Consider the following 21951-nt stretch of genomic DNA (forward strand, 5'->3'; position numbering starts at 1 on the left):
CGGGCTCAAACGGCCTGGACGTCCACGTACACGCTCAGTTCGGAGGAGAACGCCGTGGTGAACACGGTGCCCTTGACCGGCGGGACGTCACCGTAGTCCCGTCCCCAGGCCACGGTGACGTAACGATCGTCGACACGGGTGTCGTTGGTGGGATCGACCGCCAGCCAGTGATCGTCTCCCAGCCACACGGCCGCCCACGCATGCGAGGCATCCGCGCCGACGAGGCGGTCCCTGCCCGGTGGGGGTGTCGTGGCGAGGTAGCCGCTCACATAACGCGCCGCCAGCCCGTGTGAACGCAGACAGGAGAGGAGCAGATGGGTGAAGTCCTGGCATACTCCGGCCTGCGCGGCGAACACCTCGTCGACCGTCGAGGTCACCGATGTCACGCCGGGACGGTAGGCGAAGTCCGCGTGGATGCGGTGGACGAGCTCGCTCACCGCCTCCCCGACCGGCCGCTCTGGCGACAACGTGGCCGCGGCGTACTCGCGTGCTGAGTCGGGGTGCTCCACGAGCGGCGACTCGAGCGCGAAGTCGACCGCGCGCCAGGCCCGGGGTTCGGCGCTGCCGAGCGGGCGGCACGTCTCCCACGCACGGTCCAGCAGGGCTCGAGGGGGCTCCACCGTCGCGACGTCGACCACGCTGTGCGCGTCGACCACCAGCTCGGTGTGCGACGAGGTGACGTGGAAGTAGCGGACCTCGTTGCCGTAGTAGTCCGATGAGATCCCCAGATCCTCGGGCTCAGGCAGTACCGCCACGGTCGCATCGGCGACCTCCTGACCGGGCATCCGGCGTGGCATCACCCACGCCACGCCGTAGCTGCTGGTCACGAGGGCGTCATAGGAGTAGGAGGTCCGATGCTGCACCTGGTAGCGGGTCACGGCTCGATCACCAGCGGAAGCTCGATCGGCCGCTGCCGCGGGCCGGAGGCGAGATGGACGTTCTCGATGGCTTCCGACAGCGACCACAGCTGGCTCCGCACCGTGACCAGCAGCTCACGCAAGCGCGGCCGGTACTCCCCCTCGATCACCACGAGGTGCGCCAGATCGGTGTCGCTCAACAGGGCCAGCAGATCGTCGACGAGACGCTCGGGCCGAGTCGATCCCGAGGACGCCGGCAGCGCCGACAGATGCTGCTGGATCCGCTCGAGGGAGAAACGCAGCGAGCGTGGATTCTCCGCGTCGAGTACCAGCAGGTCGACGACATTGGCCACGCGTACGTAACCGCGGTAACGGCGCCGATGCGTCACAGCGCTCTCGGTGACCTGAAGCACCGCGTCGAACACCTCGCGATCGATCTCGGGCCCGCGCCGACGGCCCAGAGCCGGCTCCAACAGCTGCGTCAGCTGTGACGCGCGTTCGATCGTGCGGCCGATCTCATGGACACGCCACGCCGCATCTCGCACCATGTTCTCGCTCACCCCGTTCAGGGCGAGCACCCCGGTCAGCATCGTCTCGGCGTCCTCTCCGAGGTGCGTGTCGCTCGCCCTCTCGCGCGAGGCGTCGAGGGCGCGAGCGAGGGCGCCGGTCACCCGGAACAGATCGGGTGAGACCTGATCGCGGAGGCTCTGCGCGATCAGAGTCAGCTGCTCGACGGACTGGGCCACCGAGCCGGGACGGCCCGCATCGCTCAGCGCGGTGCGCAGATCATCGGCGTCGACGACGGCATCGGATGCCGACATGAGCCGGCGCAAGGCCGTTCGCAGCACGGCCAGTGCCTCGCCCCCCGGCGAGCCGGGTCGGTGATGGAAGTCGATGGCCAGTGCGTGGCAGGGCAGCCAGAGCCGCAGCGTGTCCTCAATCCGGACGACATAGCGGCCCATCCAGTACATGTCTCCCCGCGCTCGCGGCGGCAGCGTCGCCGGCGTCCGGAGCGCGGTGACGGGCATGAGCTCGGACAATCCCTGGTCGGGATCGGCCGGATCCTGTTTCACGACCCAGACATCCTTGCTCACCTGCTGCTCCCCCACCGTGCTGCGCGCGGTGGCCAGGCCGCCGGCCATCGGTCGGTAGGAGGCGCCGTGCCGCATCGTGAAGGTCCGCCACCGCACCGTGTGCGGTGTCAGCCGATCGCCCTCCAGCGCCGGCATGGACGAGGCGTGCAGGGCATCCTGCCCGACCCACCGCCAGGGCTCGGTCTCGATGCGCCGACGCAGTTGGGCCGCATCCGAGGGGACGCCCCTTCCGTCGAGTGTGGTCATCCGCAGCTCGCTCATCCGGTCGATGAGCAGATCGCGGCCACCCGGGGCGCCGCCCCAGTGAGTGCCGACCGACGAGAGCCGCAACGGCTCGCCGAGCAACTCCTCGCACAGGTCCGGCAGGAAGGGCATCAGTCCGGGGTTCTCCGCGACCCCGGCGCCCAGGGAGTTGACCAGACGGACGTTGCCACGGCGAACGGCCTCTGACAACCCTGGCACGCCCAGGCGCGAGTCTCCCCGCAGCTCGAGGGGGTCGCTCCAGGCCGCGTCGACGCGGCGCACGACCACGTCGACACGTTGCAGTCCGTCCAGGGAACGCAACCACAGACATCCCGATGACACGGTCAGGTCAGCGGCCTCGACGAGCGGGAAGCCCATGCTTGCCGCGATGGAGGCCTGGTCGTAGACGGTCTCGGACATCGGCCCCGGTGAGAGCACCACCGCGCGCGGCGACTCGATGCCGTCCGGCGCGGCCTGCAGGATCGCCGAACGCAGTGCCTGGAAGAACGGTGCGAGCCGATGGGCGGCGGCCTCGCGGTGCAACTGGGGCAGGACCCGGGAGAGGACCCGCCGGTTCTCCATCGCGAAACCGATACCGGACGGCGCCTGCACGCGGTCGGCCGTCACGAGCCATTCACCGGTCTCGGCCCTCGAGAGATCGGCCGCGGTGATCGTCACCGGCGCCGGATCGTTCTGGCCGGGCCGGGCCAGCGACCGCACGAAGCCGCGATGGGCGAACGCGATCTCGGGCGGCAGTAGACCCTGGCTCAGCACCGTGCGTTCGGCGTACAGGTCGGCGACGATGGCATTCAACAGCTCCGCGCGCTGGGCGAGCCCCTTCTCCAGGTCCGCCCACTCGGCCGCATCGACCACCAGCGGGACCGGATCGAGCCGCCACTGGTGCTGTCGCTGTCCCGGCGGAGCGTAGACGACGCCGTCATCAGAGAGCATGCGCTCGATCTCCGCATCGACGCGACGCAGGTCGACGAGATCCGGCTCGTGCCCGGCGAGCAGCCGCCGCCAGGCCGCACGGGGCGCACCGTCCTCGGCCACCAGCTCGTCGTAGCCGCTCGATACCGAGTCGAGGGCGAGCAGGGACAGAGCTCCGCGCGTGGCGACATAATCGCGCAGGCCGTTCATCCGGCGCATCCGTCGCCGGCGTCAGCCCGGTCCACGCCGTCCACCGTCATCTGCTCACAGCGGCTCTCAGGCCACCGGAACGAGCAGGTAGAGCACCAGATAGGCCACCGGCGCGACGGCGATCAGCGAGTCGAGCCGGTCCATCAGGCCACCGTGCCCGGGCAGGATATTGCCCATGTCCTTGATCCCGATATCGCGCTTGATGAGCGACTCGCACAGGTCGCCCACGGTCGCCATGACGACCGCCGCGGCGCCGAGCAGCACGCCGACCCAGACCTCGCCGTCGAGACCGTAGACGACGACCAGGGTCGACAGCACGACTCCGGTGATCATCGAACCGGCGAAGCCCTCCCAGGACTTCTTCGGGGAGATCGTGGGAGCCATCGGGTGCTTGCCGAACAGCACGCCGGCGGCGTACCCGCCGATATCGGAGGCGATCGTGGCGACGACGAAGGCGACGATCCGCCAGGCTCCGTCCGGATTGTCGAGCATGCGCACGACGAAGGAGCCCATGAGGAACAGATAGGCGAGACAGAAGACGCCCGCCGTGCTGTCGCGCACGAAGCCCTCGGCACCGCGCGGCAGCCGGACCACCAGTGTCGCCAGGACCGAGAGGGCCATGACGGCCGCGGCGGTCTCCATGTCGTCGAAATAGGCGACCCCGAGCATGACCAGCCCGCCCACGAGCACCGGCAGGACGGGCACGGTGATCCGCGCGGCGCGCAGCGCCTTGCTCAGCTCGAGCAGAGCCACGGTCAGGGCGAGCGCGACGACGAGGACGAACAGGTCCTTGACGAAGAACAACGATGCCACGACGACGGCGCCGAGGCTGACCCCGACGCCGATTGCCGCTGGCAGATTGCGCCCAGCCCGGCTGGGCTTGGGCTGAGGAGAGTCAGACGTCAAGGAGCTCTGCTTCCTTGGCCTTGAGCGCCTCGTCGATCTGATCGACGTACTTCTTGGTGAGACCGTCGAGACGCTTCTCCGCGCCGGTGTTGTCGTCCTTGCTGATGTCGGAGTCCTTCTCGGCCTTGTCGAAGGCCTGCTTGGCCCCGCGGCGGACGGCGCGGACGGCGACGCGTCCCTCCTCGGCCTTGGACTTGGCGAGCTTGATGTACTCCTTGCGACGCTCCTCGGTGAGCTCGGGCAGCGTCACCCGCAGCACCTTGCCGTCATCGGTGGGGTTGACGCCCAGGTCGGAGTCGCGGATCGCCTTCTCGATGGCGCTCTTGGCTCCCTGGTCGTAGGGACTGATGATGACGGTGCGCGCCTCGGGCACCTGGAATCCGGCGAGCTGCTGCAACGGCGTGGGCGTGCCGTAGTACTCGGCGGTGATCTGCGAGAACATCGCCGGATGGGCGCGCCCGGTGCGGATCGCGGCGAACTCCTCGCGCGTGTGCTCGACGGCCTTGGTCATCTTGGACTCGGCGTCGCGCAGGGTCTGGTCGATCACGTCATTGCTCCTTGGTCGGTCCGGCGGGGATCAGCCCGCGTGGACGAGTGTTCCGATCTTCTCACCGCGCAGTGCTCGCGCGATGGTGCCCTCGCCGTGCATACCGAAGACCAGCATCGGCAGACGGTTCTCCATGCACAGGGCGAAGGCGGCCGCGTCGACGACCTTGAGGCTGCGCTGGAGTGCTTCGTCGAAGGTGACGTGGTCGAACTTGCGGGCCTCGGGGGTGGTGCGGGGATCGGCATCGTAGACGCCGTCGACGCCGTTCTTGCTCATGAGCACCGCGTCGGCCTTGATCTCGAGGGCGCGCTGTGCCGAGACGGTGTCGGTGGAGAAGTACGGCATACCGGCGCCGGCACCGAAGATGACGACGCGTCCCTTCTCCAGGTGCCGGATCGCGCGGCGCGGGATGTACGGCTCGGCGACCTGCGCCATGTGGATGGCGCTCTGCACCCTGGTCTCGATACCGGTCTTCTCGATGAAGTCCTGCAATGCGAGGGCGTTCATGACCGTGCCGAGCATGCCGATGTAGTCGGCGCGCGACCGCTCCATGCCCCGCTGACTGAGCTCGGCGCCACGGAAGAAGTTGCCACCGCCGACGACGATCGCGACCTCGACGCCTTCGGCCACTGCCTCGGCCACCTGGCCGGCGATACCGCCGACGACATCGGGGTCGATACCGATGCCTCCGCCACCGAAGGCCTCACCGGAGAGCTTGAGGAGAACGCGTCGCGACATGATCACGAGCCTATCGGATGGCACCGACGCGACCGCCCGCGCTGTGGAGGCGGCCGCGCGGGCGCGGGATCGATCGTGGTGCGCGGAGGTCGCTAGAGACGCCTCGACGCATCATCCGTACTAGTAGGCGATGCCGAAGACCCACACCGCCAGCGTCATCGTCGTCAGCGTGATCGCCAGGATGCCGAACATGTTCAGCCAGAAGCCGCCCTTGATCATCTGCCCGATGGTCACATAGCCCGATCCGAAGGCGATCGCGTTGGGAGGCGTGGCGACCGGGAGCATGAAGGCGCAGGTCGCGGCGATCGCCACCGGGATCGTCAACAGCAGCGGATCGAGGCCGAGGCCGACCGCGACGCCGCCCGCGAGGGGCAGGAAGGTCGCCGCCGTCGCCGTATTGCTGGTCAGCTCCGTCAGCGCCAGCACCCCCGCCGCCACGATGAGCACCACGAGCACCATCGGGACGGCGCCGAGTCCACCGGCCTGCTCGCCGATCCACTCGGTGAGACCGCTGGCGGTGAACTGTGCGGACAGCGCCAGACCGCCGCCGAAGAGCAACAGCACACCCCAGGGCAATGCCACGGCGCTCTCCCAGTCGAGCAGACGAACTCCTCGCGCCGCGCCGGCGGGCAGGATGAACAACAGGAGCGCTACGACCATCGCGACACCCGCGTCGTCGAGCGGCGGATCGTCGAAGACCAGCGGAAGGGCGACCCAGCCGACCGCGGCCAGCACGAAGACCGCCAGAACGCGCCACTCCCCCGAGGACATCGGACCGAGCTTGTCCAGCTCGTCGCTCAGCATCTCGCGGCCGCCCGGGATCTCATCGATCTCCGGCTTGAACAGCACCTTCGTCAGCAGCCACCAGCAGAACACCAGGAAGACCAGCGACAATGGCCCGCCGACGGCCAACCACTGGGCGAAGCCGATCTGGACATCGTGGTTGGAGTCCATGTAGCCGACGAGCAACGTGTTCGGCGGCGTGCTGATGATCGACCCCAGCGAGCCGAGCGAGGCGGCGTAGGCGATGCCGAGCATCAGCGCGGTGCCGAAGTTCGAGCTCTTGACCTGCTCGGCGAGGTCCTCGTCCTCGCTCTCCAGGTTGGTGACGAGCACGAGCACGGAGATGCCGATCGGCAGCATCATGACGGCCGTCGCGGTGTTCGAGACCCAGAGGCTGATGAACGCCGTCGCGATCATGAAGCCCGCCACCACCATCGTCGGCTTGGTGCCCATCGCACGGACGGTCAACAGTGCGAGCCGCCGGTGCAGGTTCCAGCGCTGCATGGCCAACGCGAGCATGAACCCGCCCATGAACAGGAAGATGATGTTGTTGCCGTACGAGGCCCCGACATCGTCGACACCGACATCGCCGACCACGAGAGGGAACACCACGAGCGGTACGAGCGCCGTGGCCGGGATCGGGATCGCCTCGGTCATCCACCAGATCGCCATCAGCACGGCGACGGCGGCCGTCGTCCTCGCGGCATGCGCCAGGTCGCCGGGCAACAGGAGGTACATCAGGCCGCCGGCGACCACGCCGATGAGCAACCCGCTCCACCGGATCGAGTTCTTCCGTTGGGAGACCGCCTCGTCGCGCTCACCGGGAGCGATCTCCTGCTCGGTGTCCTCCTGCTCGTCGTGCTCGGTCTGGCGTGCACTGTCGCTCATGGCGGCCCCTCCCCTGTGCTGGTGATCACACCACCGTAGGGGCGATCCACGTGGCTCGCAGCGTCGCGGTCATGACGCACGATGTGCCTCCGTCGTCGCGATGGCCATCGCTCGAGCGGGTCCTCCGGCACCCCTACCCGAGCGGTGCACCAGCGTCCATTCCCGGCAGCAGACCGACGCTCACCCACCGCCGGCTCTCGAGAACGGACGCGTACTCACCGCCCCGGGTGGGATTCGAGGGGTCCACAACGCAGCGGCCCCCGCAGGAACGTTCCTGCGGGGGCCGCTGTCGCGGAGGTGGAGGCGTCAGCCGCCGACCTCGATGTGCGCGAAGCGCTTGATGGCCACGCCGGCCTCGTCGAGGACCTGCTTGACCGACTTCTTGTTGTCGGTCACCGAGGGCTGGTCGAGCAGCACCGTCTCCTTGAAGAAGCCGTTGACGCGTCCCTCGATGATCTTGGGCAGCGCCTGCTCGGGCTTGCCCTCCTCGCGGGCGGTGGCCTCAGCGATCTCGCGCTCCTTCTCCACGATCTCGGACGGCACCTCCTCGCGGGTCAGGTAGCGCGGACGCATCGCGGCGATCTGCATGGCGGCGCCGCGGGCGGCGTCCTCGCTGTCGCCCTCGAACTCCACCAGCACGCCGACCGCGGGGGGCAGGTCGGTCGCACGACGGTGCATGTAGGTCGCGACATTGCCGTCGAAGGCAGCGACGCGACCGAGCTCGATCTTCTCGCCGATGACACCGGCGAGCGAGGTCACCGCCTCCTCGACGGTCTGCCCGTCATCGAGCTGCGCGCTCTTGAACGCCTCGGCGTCGGCCGGCTTGGCCGCATCGGCCGCAGCGGCCAGACGCTCGGCCAGCTCGATGAACTGCTCGTTCTTGGCCACGAAGTCGGTCTCGGAGTTGAGCTCGACGATCGCAGCACCGGAGTTCGCGACCAGACCGGCCGAAGCCTCACGCTCAGCGCCACGCTTGGCGGCCTTGGCCGCGCCGCTGATGCGCAGCAGCTCGACGGCCTTGTCGTAGTCGCCGTCGGCCTCGGTGAGGGCCTTCTTCGCGTCCATCATGCCCGCGCCGGTGGCGTCGCGGAGCTTCTTGACGTCGGCAGCAGTGATTGCCATGGGTTTCGTCTCGTTTCTCGTTCGGGTCAGGTGGTCACTCGGCCGGCGTGTCGGCGCCGGGAGCGGCAGCCTCAGCGGTCTCGGCCGGCGTGGGCTCGGCGGTCTCCGCCTTGGCCTCCTCGACCGTGGTGGTCTCAGCGGGCGCTGCGGCCTCGGCCTTCGCCGGCGAGACCTGACCGGTCTGCGCGGCGTCCTTCTGCTCGAGCAGCTCGCGCTCCCAGTCGGCCAGGGGCTCCTCGGCACCGAGCTCGGAGCCCGGGGTCTCCTCGCCCGTCTTGGCGCCGCCGCGGGCCATCAGGCCGTCGGCAGCGGCGTCAGCGACGACGCGCGTGAGCAGGCCGACCGAGCGGATGGCGTCGTCATTGCCCGGGATCGGGTAGTCGACGTCATCGGGATCGCAGTTGGTATCCAGGATCGCGACGATCGGGATATTCAGCTTGCGAGCCTCGTCGACCGCGAGGTGCTCCTTCTTGGTGTCGACGATCCAGACCGCATTGGGCGTGCGGTGCATGTCGCGGATACCGCCGAGCGTGCGCGAGAGCTTGTCGTACTCGCGCTTCATCTGCAGCAGTTCCTTCTTGGTGCGGTTGGAGCCCGCGACATCGTCGAAGTCGATCTCCTCGAGCTCCTTCATGCGCTGCAGACGCGCGCTGATGGTCGAGAAGTTGGTCAGCATGCCGCCCAGCCAACGCTGGTTGATGTAGGGCATGCCGACGCGCTTGGCCTGCTCCTCGATGGGCTCCTGGGCCTGACGCTTGGTGCCGACGAACAGGACCGTGCCGCCGCGAGCGACGGTGCTCTTGACGAACTCGTAGGCGGCGTCGATGTAGGCCAGCGACTGCTGCAGGTCGATGATGTAGATGCCGTTGCGCTCGGTGAAGATGAAGCGCTTCATCTTCGGGTTCCAACGACGGGTCTGGTGTCCGAAGTGCACGCCGCTCTCGAGCAGCTGACGCATGGTGACGACGGCCATGGCCGTACTTCCTCTCTGCCTGGTTGACGACACCGCCGGCGGCGGTGCCCCTGGCGTCCGAACTGACGCAGGCCACCCGCTGAGCGGGACCAGGTCTGCGACGGTGCATTCGGCGTAACGCGTCATGCACTTTCGGGCGCGCGAATTTCGCCTCTTTCGAGGCGATGGGGCAAGTCTAGCCGAGGCGGCTGCGGGAGCGAAATCCACACCCCGCCGTGTCGCCGGCGTCGTCCACAGATCGCGATCGACGCCTTCTCCTTCGGGCCTCGTTCGGGTCGACTCGACTCATGACTGCCATGCTCCTCGCCACCACCCTGCTCCTTCCGCACGGCCTCTCCTACGACGGGGCCTGGCTCTGGCCGGTCCAGACGCGCTCGGTCGAGCGAGAGTTCGCACCTCCTACCGACCCCTACGGCCCCGGCCACCGCGGTGTCGATCTTCCGGGGCGTGCCGGTGAGACCGTCGTCGCGGTCGCCACCGGCACCGTGACCTTCGCCGGCGATGTCGCGGGCGTCGCCACCGTGACGGTGGACCACGGCGTCGAGCGGTCGACCTACCAGCCCGTGCGGGCGACGGTCAGCGCCGGTGATGCCGTACAGGCCGGTCAGCCGATCGGCTCCTTGCTCGCGGGACACCCATCGTGCCGCACCACCTGTCTCAATCTCGGCCGGTTGCGCGGTGACGACTACCTGGACCCGGTGGCCCTGCTCGGTGCCGACGATGTGCGGCTGATCTCGCCCGACGGACCTCCGCCGTCGCCACCGTCCTGGGAGCCCGAGGGCATCGTCAACCTCCTCGGCGGACCGGTCACATCGCCGTTCGGGATGCGCCGCCACCCGGTCACCGGCGAGGTCAAGCTCCACGACGGCGTGGACCTCGGGGCCGCCTGCGGAACCCCGGTTCCCGCCCTGCTGGCCGGCACCGTGACCTTCTCCGCTCACCGCGGGGCCTATGGAGAACAGGTCGAGCTCGCCCACGACGACGGCCGGGTCACCTCCTACAGCCACCTGAGCAGCCGCGAGGCGCGCGCCGGCGACCGCGTCGAGGCAGGCCATGTCATCGGCCGTGTCGGCACCACCGGCATGTCCACCGGCTGCCACCTGCATCTCATGCTCCTCATCGACGGCACCCCCGTCGATCCGCTGTCAGCGGGCGGCGCGGGGTGACCCTGCGGTGAGTTAGCGCCCTTTCTCCTCAGTGGGCGGTGAGTAGGCGTCCTTCCTCGCGCAAGAAAGGACGCTGACGAACCGTTCACCTCAACGGAATGGACGCTTACTCACCGCTCGAAGGTGTGGAGACGTCAGCCGGACCCCGGCCCACGAAGGATGTGACTCTGTGGTTGCTATGGCAGCCGCAGAGTCACATCCTTCGTCGCTTAGTGGTCACCACTCGAGGCGATCGCCTCACGCTCGGAGCTTCGCCCCCTGGTGACGGCGTTGACGAGCACCCACCTCACGCTCGGGGGTGAGATTGGCGGTAGGCGGCGCGCAGGCGTTCGTTGGTCACATGGGTGTAGATCTGCGTCGTGCCCAAGGAGGCGTGTCCGAGGATCTCCTGCACCGAGCGCAGGTCGGCACCGCCCTCCAGCAGATGCGTCGCCGCGGTGTGCCGGAGCCCGTGCGGTCCGAGATCGGGCACACCCTCGACGGCATTGAGACGGCTGTGCACCACCTGACGTACCGTGCGCGGGTCGATGCGGCCGCCTCGCGCGCCCAGGAAGAGGGCCGGCCCACTCGCCGCGGTGACGAGCGCGGGCCGCCCCTGGCTCAACCACCGTTCGAGCGCCTCGGCGGCGGGCACACCATAGGGCACCGTTCGCTCCTTGCGTCCCTTGCCGAGCACGCGCAGTACGCGACGCTCACGATCGACATCGTCGAGGTCGGCACCGGTCAGCTCGCCGACGCGGATGCCGGTGGCATACAGCACCTCCAGCATCGCCAGATCGCGCCATCCCACCGGATCGTCGGCCGGGACGGCATCGATGACCTCACGGATGTCCTGCTGGCTGAGGGCCACCGGCAGCTCTCGGTGCGCCTTGGGAGACGCCAGCAGCGCGCCCGCGTCCTGCTCGGCACGCCCCGTCCGCACCAGCCAGGCGGTGAACACCCGGACGGCCGTCGACCGCCGCGCCAGAGTCGTCCGAGCGGCGCCCCGCGTCTTGAGCGATGCCAGCCAGCTGCGCAGAGCGCGCAGGTCGAGGCCGGCGGGATCGGCGATCGTGAGGCGTTCGGCGTGGACCGCGAGCGAGCGCAGATCGGTCAGATACGCCCGGACCGAATGCTCGGAGAGATCGCGTTCCCGGAGCAGATGATGCTCGTACTCGCCGAGCACCGCGCTCCATCGCTCGCCGATGTCCTCGCTCATGACCGAGCTCAGCCGCCCGCGAACGGCGGAAGCAGATCGACGGTCTGTGCGCCCTCGACGCGTCCTGCACCCGAACGACGCTCGCCGTCCACGAGCACCGAGCATCCCTCGAGGACCGGTCGGGCACTCGGGGAATACGCGCTCAGTGCCTCGATGACGGCGCTGACGGTCGTGGGATCGGTCAGCTCGAGATCCTCGAGCCCGAACTCGGCACGCCCCACAGAATGCCGCGCTGCGGCGAACAGACGGATGCGGGTCACCTCAACCACCGATCTGGCTCATCGACCGCTCTGGGGCCTCGAAATGCTCGTCGATACCGTGGCCCGCGGGCTTGCCCCACATCGCCTCACGCCACAGGCCGGCGATCGCGTCGTCGTCGGCGCCCTCCCGCAACGGGCCCAGCAGGTCGGTCTCGGTGCGCGCGAACAGGCAGTGGCGGATGGTTCCCTGCGAGGTCAGGCGCGTGCGCCGGCAGTCGGCGCAGAAGGGCTCACTGATGGAGGCGATGATGCCGATGGTCCCGCGGGGGCTTCCGTCCTCGCCCAGCACCTCGAAGCGCTCGGCCGGTGCGCCCTCGCGAGGGGCGGGGTGCGGACGCAGCCGATACCCCGCGTCATCGAGGATCTCGCGGACACGGGCGGCGGGCACGAAGGTGCGCGCGTCCCACACCCGGTCGGCGTCGAGCGGCATCTGCTCGATGAACCGCAGCTCGAAGTCGCGGTCGAGACACCATTCGAGAAGCTGTGCGGCATCCTCGCCGTCGTTGATACCCGGCATGAGCACCGCGTTGACCTTGATCGGCGAGAGACCCGCCACTTCAGCGGCGTCGATGCCCTCCAGTACACGCGGCAGCAGCGAGCGCCGGCTGAGCAGCTGCGCGTGGGTCGGGTCCAGGGTGTCGAGGGAGACATTGATCCGCTGCAAGCCCGCGTCCACGAGCGCCTGGGCTCGCGAGGCCAGGCCGACGGCATTGGTGGTCAGGCTCAGATCGACATCGAGTTCGGCGAGATCGCCGACGATCTCGATGAGATCGCGGCGCAGCAACGGCTCCCCGCCGGTCAGCCGGACAGATCTGACACCCAGGTCACGGACGGCGATACTCGTGAGGCGGGCGATCTCGGCCCGCGTCATCAACGCTTCGTCGGGAGCGAGCGGCAGTCCTTCCGCCGGCATGCAGTAGGTACAGCGCAGATTGCATCGCTCGGTCAGCGAGATGCGCAGGTCGTCGGCGACCCTGCCGTGACGGTCGGCCAACGGACGCGCCACGGGGTGAGGGAGCATCGCTGAGGCAGCCATGGATCCAGTATGACCCAGGACACCAGGGCGCCCCGGCGGGCACTCACCGCGCGTCGTCGCTGGTCTCGACGATGACCGTCGTGGCCTTGACGACCGCCACCGCCACGACCCCTGGCTCGAGCCCGAGTTCGCGCACCGATTCGGTGCTCATCAACGAGACCACGCGATGCGGTCCACACTGCAGCTCGACCTGCGACATCACCGTGTCGCTCACGACCTCGGTGACGATCCCCACGAAGCGATTGCGCGCCGACCGCGCGACGCCGAGTCCGTCCGAGGGCACGACCGCGTGCTCTCGTGCGTAGCGGCCGAGACTCGCACCGTCGACCGAGGCCGGCGATCCCCCACCCGATTCCAAGGCGCCCGAGGACAGCAATCGCCGGACCGTGTCGTCGCTGACTCCGAGGAATCTCGCCGCCTCGGCCACGCGGATCTGCGTCATGGCGCCTGAGTCTAGGGTCCGAGCGGGATCCTCGCTCGGCCGACCGTGGGCGGTGGGCTGCGCACGTCTCATCACCGTCGAGAGGTGCGCAGCTCACCGCCCTCCGTGACGAGAGGTGCGCAGCCCACCGCCCTCCGTGACGAGAGGTGCGCAGCTCACCGCCCACCGTGACGAGAGGTGCGCTAGGCCGGATAGGTCGTGACCTCGGTGGCCTTCACCACGGCGAAGACCTCCGTTCCCGGCACCAGGCCCAGTTCGGCGAGAGCTCCCGCCGTCACCTCGGCGCTCATCTCGGCACCCCCGGGGCCGTCTACGCGCACCCGCACGGTCGCCCCACGTGGCTCCAGCTCGCGGACCCTTGCCGGGAGCACGTTGCGGGGGCTGCCAACCGGGGGCTCGAGGTAGAGGGCCACCGCCCGTGGCGCGAAGGCGGCGATCGCGGGCCGTCCCGGATCCACCGCGACGTGGGCAGCACCGTGCATCTCGGCCCCGCCCGTCGACCGCACACCATCCTTCGTGGCGGTTCCGGGCCACAGGTTGACATCGGCGATCGACGCGCCGAAGGTACTGCGCGGCCGGGCGAGCACGTCGGCGGTCGGCCCCTCCTCAGCCACCCCACCGTCCTCCAACACGACCACCCGGTCGGCCAGGAGCAGCGCATCGAGCACATCGTGCGTGACGATGACCGACGTCCGGTCGGCCAGGACCCGGCGCAGCATCTGGCGCACCGAGGGCACCATGGTGACGTCCAGCGCGGCCATCGGCTCGTCGAGCAGCAGCAGTCGCGGCTCGGCGGCGAGAGCGCGGGCCACCGAGATGCGTTGAGCCTGCCCTCCGGAGAGCTGCGACGGCTTACGCCCGGCGTACTCGCCGGCCCCCACCTCGTCCAACCAGCGTCGGGCGGCCTCTCGTGCCGCACGTCGCGGCACGCCCCTGCTGCGAGGCCCGAAGGCGACATTCTCGGTCACCGTCAGATGGGGGAACAGCAGGGCATCCTGTGCCAGCAGCGCGATACCCCGGGCATGGGGCTGCCGCCATAGTCCTCGTCCCCCGGTGTCCACGTCGAACAGCGTCTCGCTGCCGAGGCGCGCGCTGCCCCGATCGGGACGCAAGGTCCCCGCGATCGTGGACAGCAGCGTGGACTTGCCGGCGCCATTGGGACCGAGCACCGCGACGGTCTCTCCGTCCGCGACCTCCAGCCGCAGATCCACTCCCCTCTCCTCGAGGAGAATCTCGCACTCCAATGCCGGCGTATCGGTCACATCTGCCCCCTCGATCCACGCACGAGGCCGATGACGAGCACCGCCACCACCACGAGAACCAGCGACAGCGCCACCGCGGCGTCCGGGTCGACCTCGCGCTGCAGGTAGATCTCCAGCGGCAAGGTGCGCGTCACACCCTGCAGGCTGCCCGCGAAGGTGATCGTGGCGCCGAACTCCCCCAGCGCCCGCGCGAAGGCCAGGATCGCGCCGGAAGCGAGGCCGGGCAGCACCAACGGCAGGGTCACGCGCCGCAAGACGGTGGTCGGCTTGGCGCCGAGGGTTGCCGCCACGATGTCGTAGCGTTGGCCCGCCGTGCGCAGCGTGCCCTCGAGGCTGACCACGAGGAAGGGCAGCGACACGAAGGTCTGAGCGAGCACCACCGCCGCGGTCGAGAAGGCGATCTGGATACCGAGGACCTCCAGGTGCTCACCCAGCAGGCCGCGCCGACCGAAGGTGTAGAGCAGGGCGATGCCCCCGACGACCGGGGGCAGCACCATCGGCAGCAGCACGAGCGAACGCAACACCGACTGACCCGCGAAGCGGGTCCGGGCGAGCACGATCGCCATCGGCACGCCGAGGACGAGACACGCCACCGTGCTGATCGAGGCGGTGATCAGGCTCAACCTCAAGGCTGCGACCGATGACTCGGAGGTGATCAAAGAGATGAACTGCGACCAGTCGACGCGAGCCATCAACGCGAGCAGCGGGAGCAGCACGAAGGCCGCTCCCGCCACCGCGGGGACATAGACCCAGGCCGGGAGGCCGGAGTACTGAGGGGATCTCACGTCACTCAGACTGCACGAAGCCCGCCTCGGCGAGCACCTCCTGGCCCGTGGGACCCAGCACGAAGTCGACGAAGCGCTGAGCCACATCGCCGTGCTCACTGCCGGAGAGGACCGCGATCGGGTAGTCGTTGACGGCCTCAGCGGCCTCCGGGAAGGAAATGCTCTCCACCGCGTCGCCCGCGCCCACAGCATCCGTGACGTAGACCAGCCCGGCGTCGGCCTCCCCGGAGGTGACCTTGGCGAGCACGTCGGTCACGGCGGACTCCTCGCTGGACGGGCTCAGGGTGACACCCGAGCTCTCCTCGACCTCCTTGGTGGCGGCGCCGCACGGCACCTCGGGAGCGCAGATGACCAGGGTGACGTCCTCGGCGGCCAGGTCCTCGAAACCCTCGATGCCCTTCGGATTGCCCGGAGCGGTGACGATCTGCAGCGTGTTGGCGGCGAACAACGTCGGCTCGCCCTCCACCAGGTCGTCGCCGGTCGCCTTCTCCATGTTCTTCTCGTCGGCCGAAGCGAAGACATCGGCCGGAGACCCGTTCTGGATCTGCGCCACCAGATCGGAGGACCCCGCGAAGTTGAACTCGACCGAGACTCCTTCGTTCTCGGCTTCGAATCTCTCACCCAGCTCGGTGAAGGTACTGGTCAGCGATGCCGCGGCGAAGACGGTCAGCGTGACCTGCTCGGTCTCCGCCTCGCTCGAGGCCTCGTTGTCTCCATCGCCACCGCACGCGGTCAGTCCACCGATCAGCGCCAACGCCGCGGTGACACCCAGAAAACGTCTCATGGCAGATGATTCTACGCAGATGCGTTTTTTATAGCTCTCTGGGTACGCACGTGCGTAGTTTCGCCGCTACTGTCGCGCGACCGGTAGCGTTCGAGCATGACCGTGAGCCTGGAAACACATCGCACCGAGGTCGAGCGACTGCTGACCCTCGCCGACCAGAGACGCCGGGCCCGGCCGGCGGACTCGTGCCCCCTCCCCCAGTCGCTCGGCCGTCGTCTTGCCCGAGATGTCGCCGCACCTGAGGACGTCCCCGCCTTCGACAACTCCCAGATGGACGGATTCGCCGTCCGGAGTACGGACCTGCGGTCGGCGACGACCGCACCGGTAACGCTCCCGGTCGCGGCGCCCATCGCCGCCGGCGCATCGGCCGTCTCCCTGACGCCCGGCACAGCCGCCCCGATCATGACAGGGGCGCCGATTCCCGCGGGCGCCGACGCCGTGATCCCGATCGAGCGAACCCGGCCCGGCGATTTCTCCGCCCCTGAGGTCACCTTCGACGCCGCTGCCCCCGGGGGACAGTACGTCCGTCCCCGCGGCGATGACATCCGCGCCGGTGCGGTCCTCATGCCTGCCGGCACCTCGATCTCGGTGGCGGGCATCGGTGCGCTCACCGGGGCCGGCCTGATGTCGGTCGAGGTCGAGCCGACTCTGCGGATCGCGATCATCAGCACCGGTGACGAGATCGCCAACGGCCAGATCCCGGACTCGAACAGCGCGGCGCTCGCCGCTGCCTGCGCCGAGATCGGAGCGCACGTCGATCGCTTCATCTGCTCGGACTCCCCGGACGAGTTCGACGAACTGCTCGATCGCCTCGACCACGACCTCGCCCTCACGATCGGCGGGGTCAGCGCCGGCGCCTACGAGGTCGTACGCCAAGCCCTCTCGCCACTCGCCGAGGCATGGTTCGATCACGTTCCCCTCCAACCAGGCGGCCCCCAAGGTCGCGCCGTACGCGCCGGACTGCCGATCCTGTGCCTCCCGGGCAATCCGGTCAGTTCGCTGGTGTCCTTCGAGTTGTTCATCCGTCCTGGGCTCGCACGTCGATGCGGGCAGGTCGATCCTGATCGCCCTTGTGGCACAGCGCCTCTGGCTGCGCCGCTGACCTCGATCCCCGGCAAGCTCCAAGTGCGGCGCGGGACCCTCGACGAGCACGGAGAGGCGCGGGTGATCGGTGGAGCGGGCTCGCATCTGCTGGCCGCCTACGCTGTGGCCACCCATCTGATCTTCGTGCCCGCCGAGATCGAGGAGTTAGCGGCCGGCGATACAGTGTCGTGGTGGAGGATCGCAGCGCTCTGAGCCATTACCGGGACGACGGCTCGGCACATATGGTCGATGTCTCGGCCAAGGAGTCCACGACTCGCACCGCGGTGGCCGAAGGCCGTTTCGTGACGCGCCCCGATGTGGTCGACCAGATCACCGACGGCCGACTCCCCAAGGGTGAGGCACTCGCCACCGCACGCATCGCCGGTGTGCTCGCCGCCAAGCAGACTCCCACGCTCATCCCCCTCTGTCATCCCCTGCCGTTGTCGAAGATCGAGATCGACCTCCTTCCCGAGACCGATACGGTCGTCATCCGCGCCACCGTCCGCACGACGGCTCCGACCGGGGTCGAGATGGAGGCGATGACGGCGGTGAGCGTGGCGGGACTGACGCTCTACGACATGGTCAAGGCCGTCGATCGCGCCGCCTCGATCGAGGGCATCCGGGTGATCTCGAAACAGGGCGGCACGCACGACTGGGAGGCCGGGGATGCGTGAGCCCACCGGCCTCGTCGTCGTGGCCTCCACCAGTGCCGCGCGCGGCGAGGCCGAGGACCGCACCGGCCCGGTGATCGCCGACTGGCTCCGCGAGCAGGGGGTGTCCTGCGGCGATCCGGTGGTGGTGCCCGACGGGCCTCCGGTCGAGACCGCGCTGCGCGATGCCGTCGGCGGCGGCATCGCGGTGGTGCTGACGACCGGCGGGACCGGGATCACCGTGGACGATCTGACTCCCGAGGCCACCGACGCCGTATTGGAGCGACCGTTGCCTGGAATCGCCGAGGCGATGCGGGCCCGTGGCCTCGAGGCGACACCCTTCGCGGCGCTGTCCCGAGGACGCGCCGGCGTCGCGGGGCGGACCTTCATCGCGAACCTGCCGGGCTCGCCTGGAGGGGTCCGTGACGGCCTGGAGGTCCTCGAGCCCCTGGTGCATCATCTCCTGGCGCAGCTCGGACATCTCACCGACGACGACCCGCACCCACCCCGAGGAGAAGACCGATGAGCGTTCAGCTGGCCGATATCTGGGACGACGACCTCGAGCTCGACCAGCTCGTCGCCCTCGTCGGCACCCCCGGGCACGGCGCAGTGGCGACCTTCACGGGCTGTGTACGCGATCACGACGGCGGCCGGTCGGTGACCCGCCTGGTCTACGAGGCGCATCCGGAGGCGGTCGCCCGCCTGCAGGCGTCGGCGGCGCGGATCGCCGAACGCGGGGTCTCTGTGGCGGTCCTGCATCGGACCGGAAGCCTGGCGATCGGCGATGCGGCGATCGCTGCTGCGGTGTCGGCCCCGCACCGCAGCGAGGCCTTCGCCGCGATCGCCGACCTCATCGACGATGTCAAGGCGACCGTCCCGATCTGGAAGCACCAGTTCTACGCCGACGGATCGGACGACTGGGTCAACTCACCCTGAGCTTCGACACGACACCAGCCCGCATCGGCCTGCCAGGCCAGTCCAGCACGTTCCAGACGATTCAAGGCACGCAGTGCATGGGACGTGCCGATGCGCAGCCGTCGTGCCAGTTCCGCGGGAAAAACCGGGACCCGATCGAGCGCATCGAGCACAGCTCCGGCGACCGGGTCGGGCAGCTCGCTACCGCCGACCTGTGCGGAGAAGCCGAGGAGCTCGGCCACGACATCGGTGCCGCTGCCGACGAGAACGGCTTTGCCGCCGCGGATCGCCTCGTGCGTGCCCTGCGACTGCGCTGAGCTGATGGGCCCCGGAACCGCCATCGTGACCCGACCCAGCCGATCAGCCCAGTGCAGCGTGTTCAGCGAGCCGCTGCGCCGGGCCGCCTCCACGACGACGAGTCCGTCGCTCAGGGCCGCGATGAGCCGATTGCGCGCGAGGAAGCGCGAGCGGGCCGCCGGCGCACCCGGCGGGTACTCCGAGATCACCACCCCGCGCTCGGCGATGCGTCCGAGGAGGGAGGCGTGGGCGCGCGGATAATCCAGGTCGGCCCCGCAGGCGAGGACGGCGATGCCCGGATCGCCCACCAGGATCCCGCCGCGATGGGCTGAGGCATCGATGCCGAAGGCCGCACCGCTGACGATGCTGAATCCGGCATCGGCACCCACCGCCGCGATATCCGCCGCGGCCTCGGCACCGTAGGTCGTGCAGTCGCGGGCGCCGACGACGGCCAGAGCATGGTCGCTGAGGAGCCGAAGGTCCCCCGTGCCTCGGCACCACAGCCCGAGGGGTGCGCCTGCCGCGCCCGATGTCCCCTCGGTGTGCTGGAGGTCGTCCAGCTGCACCGGCCACTCCTCGTCCTCGGGCGTGACCCATCGCACCCCGTTGTCGCGACCGGCACTCTCGACCCCGGCACGATCACGTTCCGCCCGTCGCAGGCCTCTGATCCACGTCTCGGGCCAGCTTGCGGTAGGCGACCTGAGCCGCTCCAGCAGTCCGATGGCACCGCCCGAGGCCTCGAGCGCGGACGGCAGTCGCGGATCACCGGGCTCGATCGCCAGGGAGAGCAGCAGCCGCGCCTCCCGCACATGTTCGCTCGCGTCGCCCATGTCAGGCTGCCTGCAGTCGCTCACGCAGTGCCCCACCGATCGACGTGCCCCTCCGCAGGGCGAGCGCGGTACTGACGTCGTCATCGTCCGGCTGCTCATGGCCGACCAGATCCGCCACGGTCCACGCCACCCGCAGCACCCGGTCGGCCGCTCGAGCACTGAGCTTGCCGCCCTGGAGCTGCTGCTCGAGCACGGCCCTGGCGGGGGTGGTCGGTGGGAGCTCCTTGCGGATCACGACACCTGAGACCTCGCTGTTGAGCCGGGCGCCGTACGGCTCCAGACGCAGCCGTTGACGATCCCGCGCGGAGCCGACATCTTCCGCCCATTGCGCACTCGTTCGCCGGCACGTCAGGCTCTCGACGAGCTCCGGGCGGGTGGGCGCGCGCAGCACCCGATGCAGGTCGATCCGGTCACGCACCGGCCCGCTGATCTTGTCACCGTATCGGCGGCGCTGCACCGGAGTGCACTCGCACCGTTCGACGACCGAACCGCTGTAGCCGCACGGACAGGGATTGGCGGCCAGCACCAGTTGGAAGCGCGCCGGGAACACCGCCGTCTGCGCGGCTCGTGAGACGACGACCGTGCCGCTCTCCAGGGGCTGACGGAGAGCATCGATGACATTGATCGCGAACTCCGGAGCCTCATCCAAGAACAGAATCCCTCGGTGCGCGAGACTCATCGCGCCGGGACGGATCTGCCGGCTGCCTCCACCGACGATCGCCGCAGCGCTGGCCGAGTGATGCGGGTCGATGAACGGCGGACGGCTCAGCAGCGGGGCGTCCGCGGGCAGCACCCCCGCGACCGAGTGGACCGCGCTGACATCGAGCGAGGCGGCCAGGTCCAGATCGGGCAGCAGGGCCGGTAGGCGTTGGGCGAGCATCGTCTTGCCGATGCCGGGAGGCCCGGTCATCGCCACATGGTGGCCGCCTGCCGCCGCGATGACCGTCGCGAGTCGAGCGTCGTCCTGTCCGGCGACATCCGCCAGGTCGAGCTGGTCGACCCGACGGCTCGACCATCCCGCCTCTTGCGTGGTCTCCAGCGGCTCGACCGGTGGATCGTCCGCCGGGGGTTGCTCGCCGGTCAGCACCGCGATCACGTGACGCAACGACCGCACCCCGAGCACCTCGACTCCGGGAACGAGGCCCGCCTCGGCCGCATTGGCCTCCGGCACGACGACTCGCTCGACCCCGGCTTCGGCCGCCGCCAACACTGCCGGCAGCACCCCGCGGATGGCGCGGACACGGCCGTCCAGCGCCAGCTCGCCGAGGAAGACCGTGTCGGCGCATCCCTCGGCGGGAACGAGGCGCTTGGCCATGAAGACGGCCACGGCGATCGCCAGATCGTAGTGGGATCCATTCTTGGGGAGCGAGGAGGGCGCGAGGTTGATGGTGACCCGATGCTCGGGCCAGCCGGTCCCGGAGTTGACGACGGCCGAGCGCACGCGGTCTCTGGCCTCGCTGACCGTCGCATCGCCGAGCCCGACGATGACCGTGCCGGGCATGCCCGAGGAGACATCGACCTCGACCTCGATGGGGCGTCCACGTAAGCCGTCGAGGGCGACGGACCGGGTCGCGCCGGCCATCAGGCGACTCCCGCCACACGCTCGACACGTGGGGCTCCCCGTGCCGGGACCACCACCGCGACCACGTCGATCCGCACTGCCGGCGGATGCAGCCCGCTGACCTCGAGCCAGTGCGCCGCGAGCCGTCGTAGCGTGGCCGCCTTGCGAGGACCCACTGCCTCCAACGGCGTCCCGAAGGCGTCTCCCGACCTGGTCTTGACCTCACAGATCACCAGCGTGTCGCCGTCGCGCGCGACGATGTCGATCTCACCGAACCGCGAGGTCCAGTTGCGATCGAGCACCACCATGCCCGCTTCTCGGAGGAAGTCGTACGCGAGCCGTTCCCCATAGGCGCCCAGCGCCTTGTTCCGTGCGTAGGTCATGCAGCGAT

At 69.4% G+C, this 21951-nt stretch carries 23 protein-coding genes; 5 read left to right on the top strand and 18 right to left on the bottom strand.

The features are described from left to right. Positions 1 to 5 precede the first annotated feature (5 nt). The 8 genes from JL108_RS19755 to rpsB all read right to left on the bottom strand — a co-directional run bounded on the left by JL108_RS19755 (position 6) and on the right by rpsB (position 9291). Entirely contained in the window at positions 6 to 878 is an 873-nt protein-coding gene (locus JL108_RS19755; RefSeq protein WP_307837192.1) for a transglutaminase family protein, read from the bottom strand. After that, positions 875 to 3334: a circularly permuted type 2 ATP-grasp protein gene (locus JL108_RS04795; RefSeq protein WP_205197321.1), complete on the bottom strand. Its 2460-nt coding sequence runs from the start codon at positions 3332 to 3334 to the stop codon at positions 875 to 877. Before JL108_RS04795 ends, JL108_RS19755 begins: the two co-directional genes overlap by 4 nt. A gap of 66 nt (positions 3335 to 3400) precedes the next feature. Then, the gene (locus JL108_RS04800) at positions 3401 to 4240 is read right to left on the bottom strand and encodes a phosphatidate cytidylyltransferase (RefSeq protein WP_205197322.1); all 840 of its coding nucleotides are present in this window, start codon (positions 4238 to 4240) and stop codon (positions 3401 to 3403) included. Further along, positions 4230 to 4751 (bottom strand): ribosome recycling factor, encoded by a 522-nt coding sequence (gene frr / locus JL108_RS04805; protein ID WP_240190674.1) that lies wholly within the window; start codon positions 4749 to 4751, stop codon positions 4230 to 4232. The genes JL108_RS04800 and frr overlap by 11 nt, the downstream gene beginning before the upstream one ends. 66 nt (positions 4752 to 4817) lie before the next feature. Further along, complete coding sequence (gene pyrH, locus JL108_RS04810; protein WP_221933564.1) at positions 4818 to 5531, bottom strand: UMP kinase; 714 nt, start codon at positions 5529 to 5531, stop codon at positions 4818 to 4820. Between the two features lie 114 nt (positions 5532 to 5645). Continuing rightward, a complete protein-coding gene (locus tag JL108_RS04815; protein ID WP_205197323.1) occupies positions 5646 to 7196 on the bottom strand; it encodes a DASS family sodium-coupled anion symporter in 1551 nt (516 codons plus the stop codon). 306 nt (positions 7197 to 7502) lie between these two features. After that, positions 7503 to 8318 carry a translation elongation factor Ts gene (tsf, locus tag JL108_RS04820; protein ID WP_205197324.1) on the bottom strand — a complete coding sequence of 272 codons (816 nt, stop codon included), beginning with the start codon at positions 8316 to 8318 and terminating at the stop codon, positions 7503 to 7505. Positions 8319 to 8352: 34 nt separating this feature from the next. Then, positions 8353 to 9291: a 30S ribosomal protein S2 gene (gene rpsB, locus JL108_RS04825; protein ID WP_143911554.1), complete on the bottom strand. Its 939-nt coding sequence runs from the start codon at positions 9289 to 9291 to the stop codon at positions 8353 to 8355. Positions 9292 to 9578: 287 nt separating this feature from the next. Between rpsB and JL108_RS04830 the strand changes: the two genes are divergently transcribed. Then, positions 9579 to 10457, top strand: a complete 879-nt coding sequence (locus JL108_RS04830; RefSeq protein ID WP_205197325.1) for a peptidoglycan DD-metalloendopeptidase family protein — start codon at positions 9579 to 9581, stop codon at positions 10455 to 10457. Positions 10458 to 10743: 286 nt separating this feature from the next. Here the strand turns inward: JL108_RS04830 and JL108_RS04835 are convergent, their stop codons facing one another. The 7 genes from JL108_RS04835 to modA all read right to left on the bottom strand — a co-directional run bounded on the left by JL108_RS04835 (position 10744) and on the right by modA (position 16224). After that, complete coding sequence (locus tag JL108_RS04835) at positions 10744 to 11655, bottom strand: tyrosine recombinase XerC (RefSeq protein WP_205197326.1); 912 nt, start codon at positions 11653 to 11655, stop codon at positions 10744 to 10746. A gap of 8 nt (positions 11656 to 11663) precedes the next feature. Next, the gene (locus JL108_RS04840) at positions 11664 to 11915 is read right to left on the bottom strand and encodes a MoaD/ThiS family protein (protein WP_205197327.1); all 252 of its coding nucleotides are present in this window, start codon (positions 11913 to 11915) and stop codon (positions 11664 to 11666) included. Between the two features lies 1 nt (position 11916). Next, positions 11917 to 12951 (bottom strand): GTP 3',8-cyclase MoaA, encoded by a 1035-nt coding sequence (moaA, locus tag JL108_RS04845; RefSeq protein ID WP_240190651.1) that lies wholly within the window; start codon positions 12949 to 12951, stop codon positions 11917 to 11919. Positions 12952 to 12994: 43 nt separating this feature from the next. After that, positions 12995 to 13393, bottom strand: coding sequence for a molybdopterin-binding protein (locus tag JL108_RS04850; RefSeq protein WP_205197328.1), 399 nt, complete (start codon positions 13391 to 13393; stop codon positions 12995 to 12997). A gap of 182 nt (positions 13394 to 13575) precedes the next feature. Further along, entirely contained in the window at positions 13576 to 14655 is a 1080-nt protein-coding gene (locus JL108_RS04855; protein ID WP_307837193.1) for an ATP-binding cassette domain-containing protein, read from the bottom strand. Beyond that, entirely contained in the window at positions 14652 to 15440 is a 789-nt protein-coding gene (locus JL108_RS04860) for an ABC transporter permease (RefSeq protein WP_307837194.1), read from the bottom strand. The genes JL108_RS04855 and JL108_RS04860 overlap by 4 nt, the downstream gene beginning before the upstream one ends. A 1-nt stretch (position 15441) precedes the next feature. Next, a complete protein-coding gene (gene modA, locus JL108_RS04865; protein WP_205197329.1) occupies positions 15442 to 16224 on the bottom strand; it encodes a molybdate ABC transporter substrate-binding protein in 783 nt (260 codons plus the stop codon). Between the two features lie 96 nt (positions 16225 to 16320). Between modA and glp the strand changes: the two genes are divergently transcribed. From glp to JL108_RS04885, 4 genes are read left to right on the top strand one after another with little or no spacing between them, the layout of a single operon-like run. Next, complete coding sequence (gene glp, locus JL108_RS04870) at positions 16321 to 17520, top strand: gephyrin-like molybdotransferase Glp (protein WP_205197330.1); 1200 nt, start codon at positions 16321 to 16323, stop codon at positions 17518 to 17520. 29 nt (positions 17521 to 17549) lie between these two features. Then, positions 17550 to 17981: a cyclic pyranopterin monophosphate synthase MoaC gene (gene moaC / locus JL108_RS04875; protein WP_240190677.1), complete on the top strand. Its 432-nt coding sequence runs from the start codon at positions 17550 to 17552 to the stop codon at positions 17979 to 17981. Beyond that, a complete protein-coding gene (locus JL108_RS04880) occupies positions 17974 to 18483 on the top strand; it encodes a molybdenum cofactor biosynthesis protein B (RefSeq protein WP_205197331.1) in 510 nt (169 codons plus the stop codon). The genes moaC and JL108_RS04880 overlap by 8 nt, the downstream gene beginning before the upstream one ends. Continuing rightward, a complete protein-coding gene (locus JL108_RS04885) occupies positions 18480 to 18893 on the top strand; it encodes a molybdenum cofactor biosynthesis protein MoaE (protein ID WP_143911564.1) in 414 nt (137 codons plus the stop codon). The genes JL108_RS04880 and JL108_RS04885 overlap by 4 nt, the downstream gene beginning before the upstream one ends. On the opposite strand, the gene dprA is transcribed toward JL108_RS04885, so the two are convergent. The 3 genes from dprA to JL108_RS04900 are packed head-to-tail and all read right to left on the bottom strand — an operon-like array spanning position 18854 to position 21943. Continuing rightward, complete coding sequence (gene dprA / locus JL108_RS04890; protein ID WP_205197332.1) at positions 18854 to 19999, bottom strand: DNA-processing protein DprA; 1146 nt, start codon at positions 19997 to 19999, stop codon at positions 18854 to 18856. The genes JL108_RS04885 and dprA overlap by 40 nt on opposite strands. Before the next feature lies 1 nt (position 20000). After that, positions 20001 to 21581, bottom strand: coding sequence for a YifB family Mg chelatase-like AAA ATPase (locus JL108_RS04895; RefSeq protein ID WP_205197333.1), 1581 nt, complete (start codon positions 21579 to 21581; stop codon positions 20001 to 20003). Further along, positions 21581 to 21943 carry a YraN family protein gene (locus JL108_RS04900; protein WP_143911567.1) on the bottom strand — a complete coding sequence of 121 codons (363 nt, stop codon included), beginning with the start codon at positions 21941 to 21943 and terminating at the stop codon, positions 21581 to 21583. The genes JL108_RS04895 and JL108_RS04900 overlap by 1 nt, the downstream gene beginning before the upstream one ends. Positions 21944 to 21951 lie beyond the last annotated feature (8 nt).

The sequence above is a fragment of the Aeromicrobium sp. YIM 150415 genome (assembly GCF_016918125.1).
Classification (GTDB): domain Bacteria; phylum Actinomycetota; class Actinomycetes; order Propionibacteriales; family Nocardioidaceae; genus Aeromicrobium; species Aeromicrobium piscarium.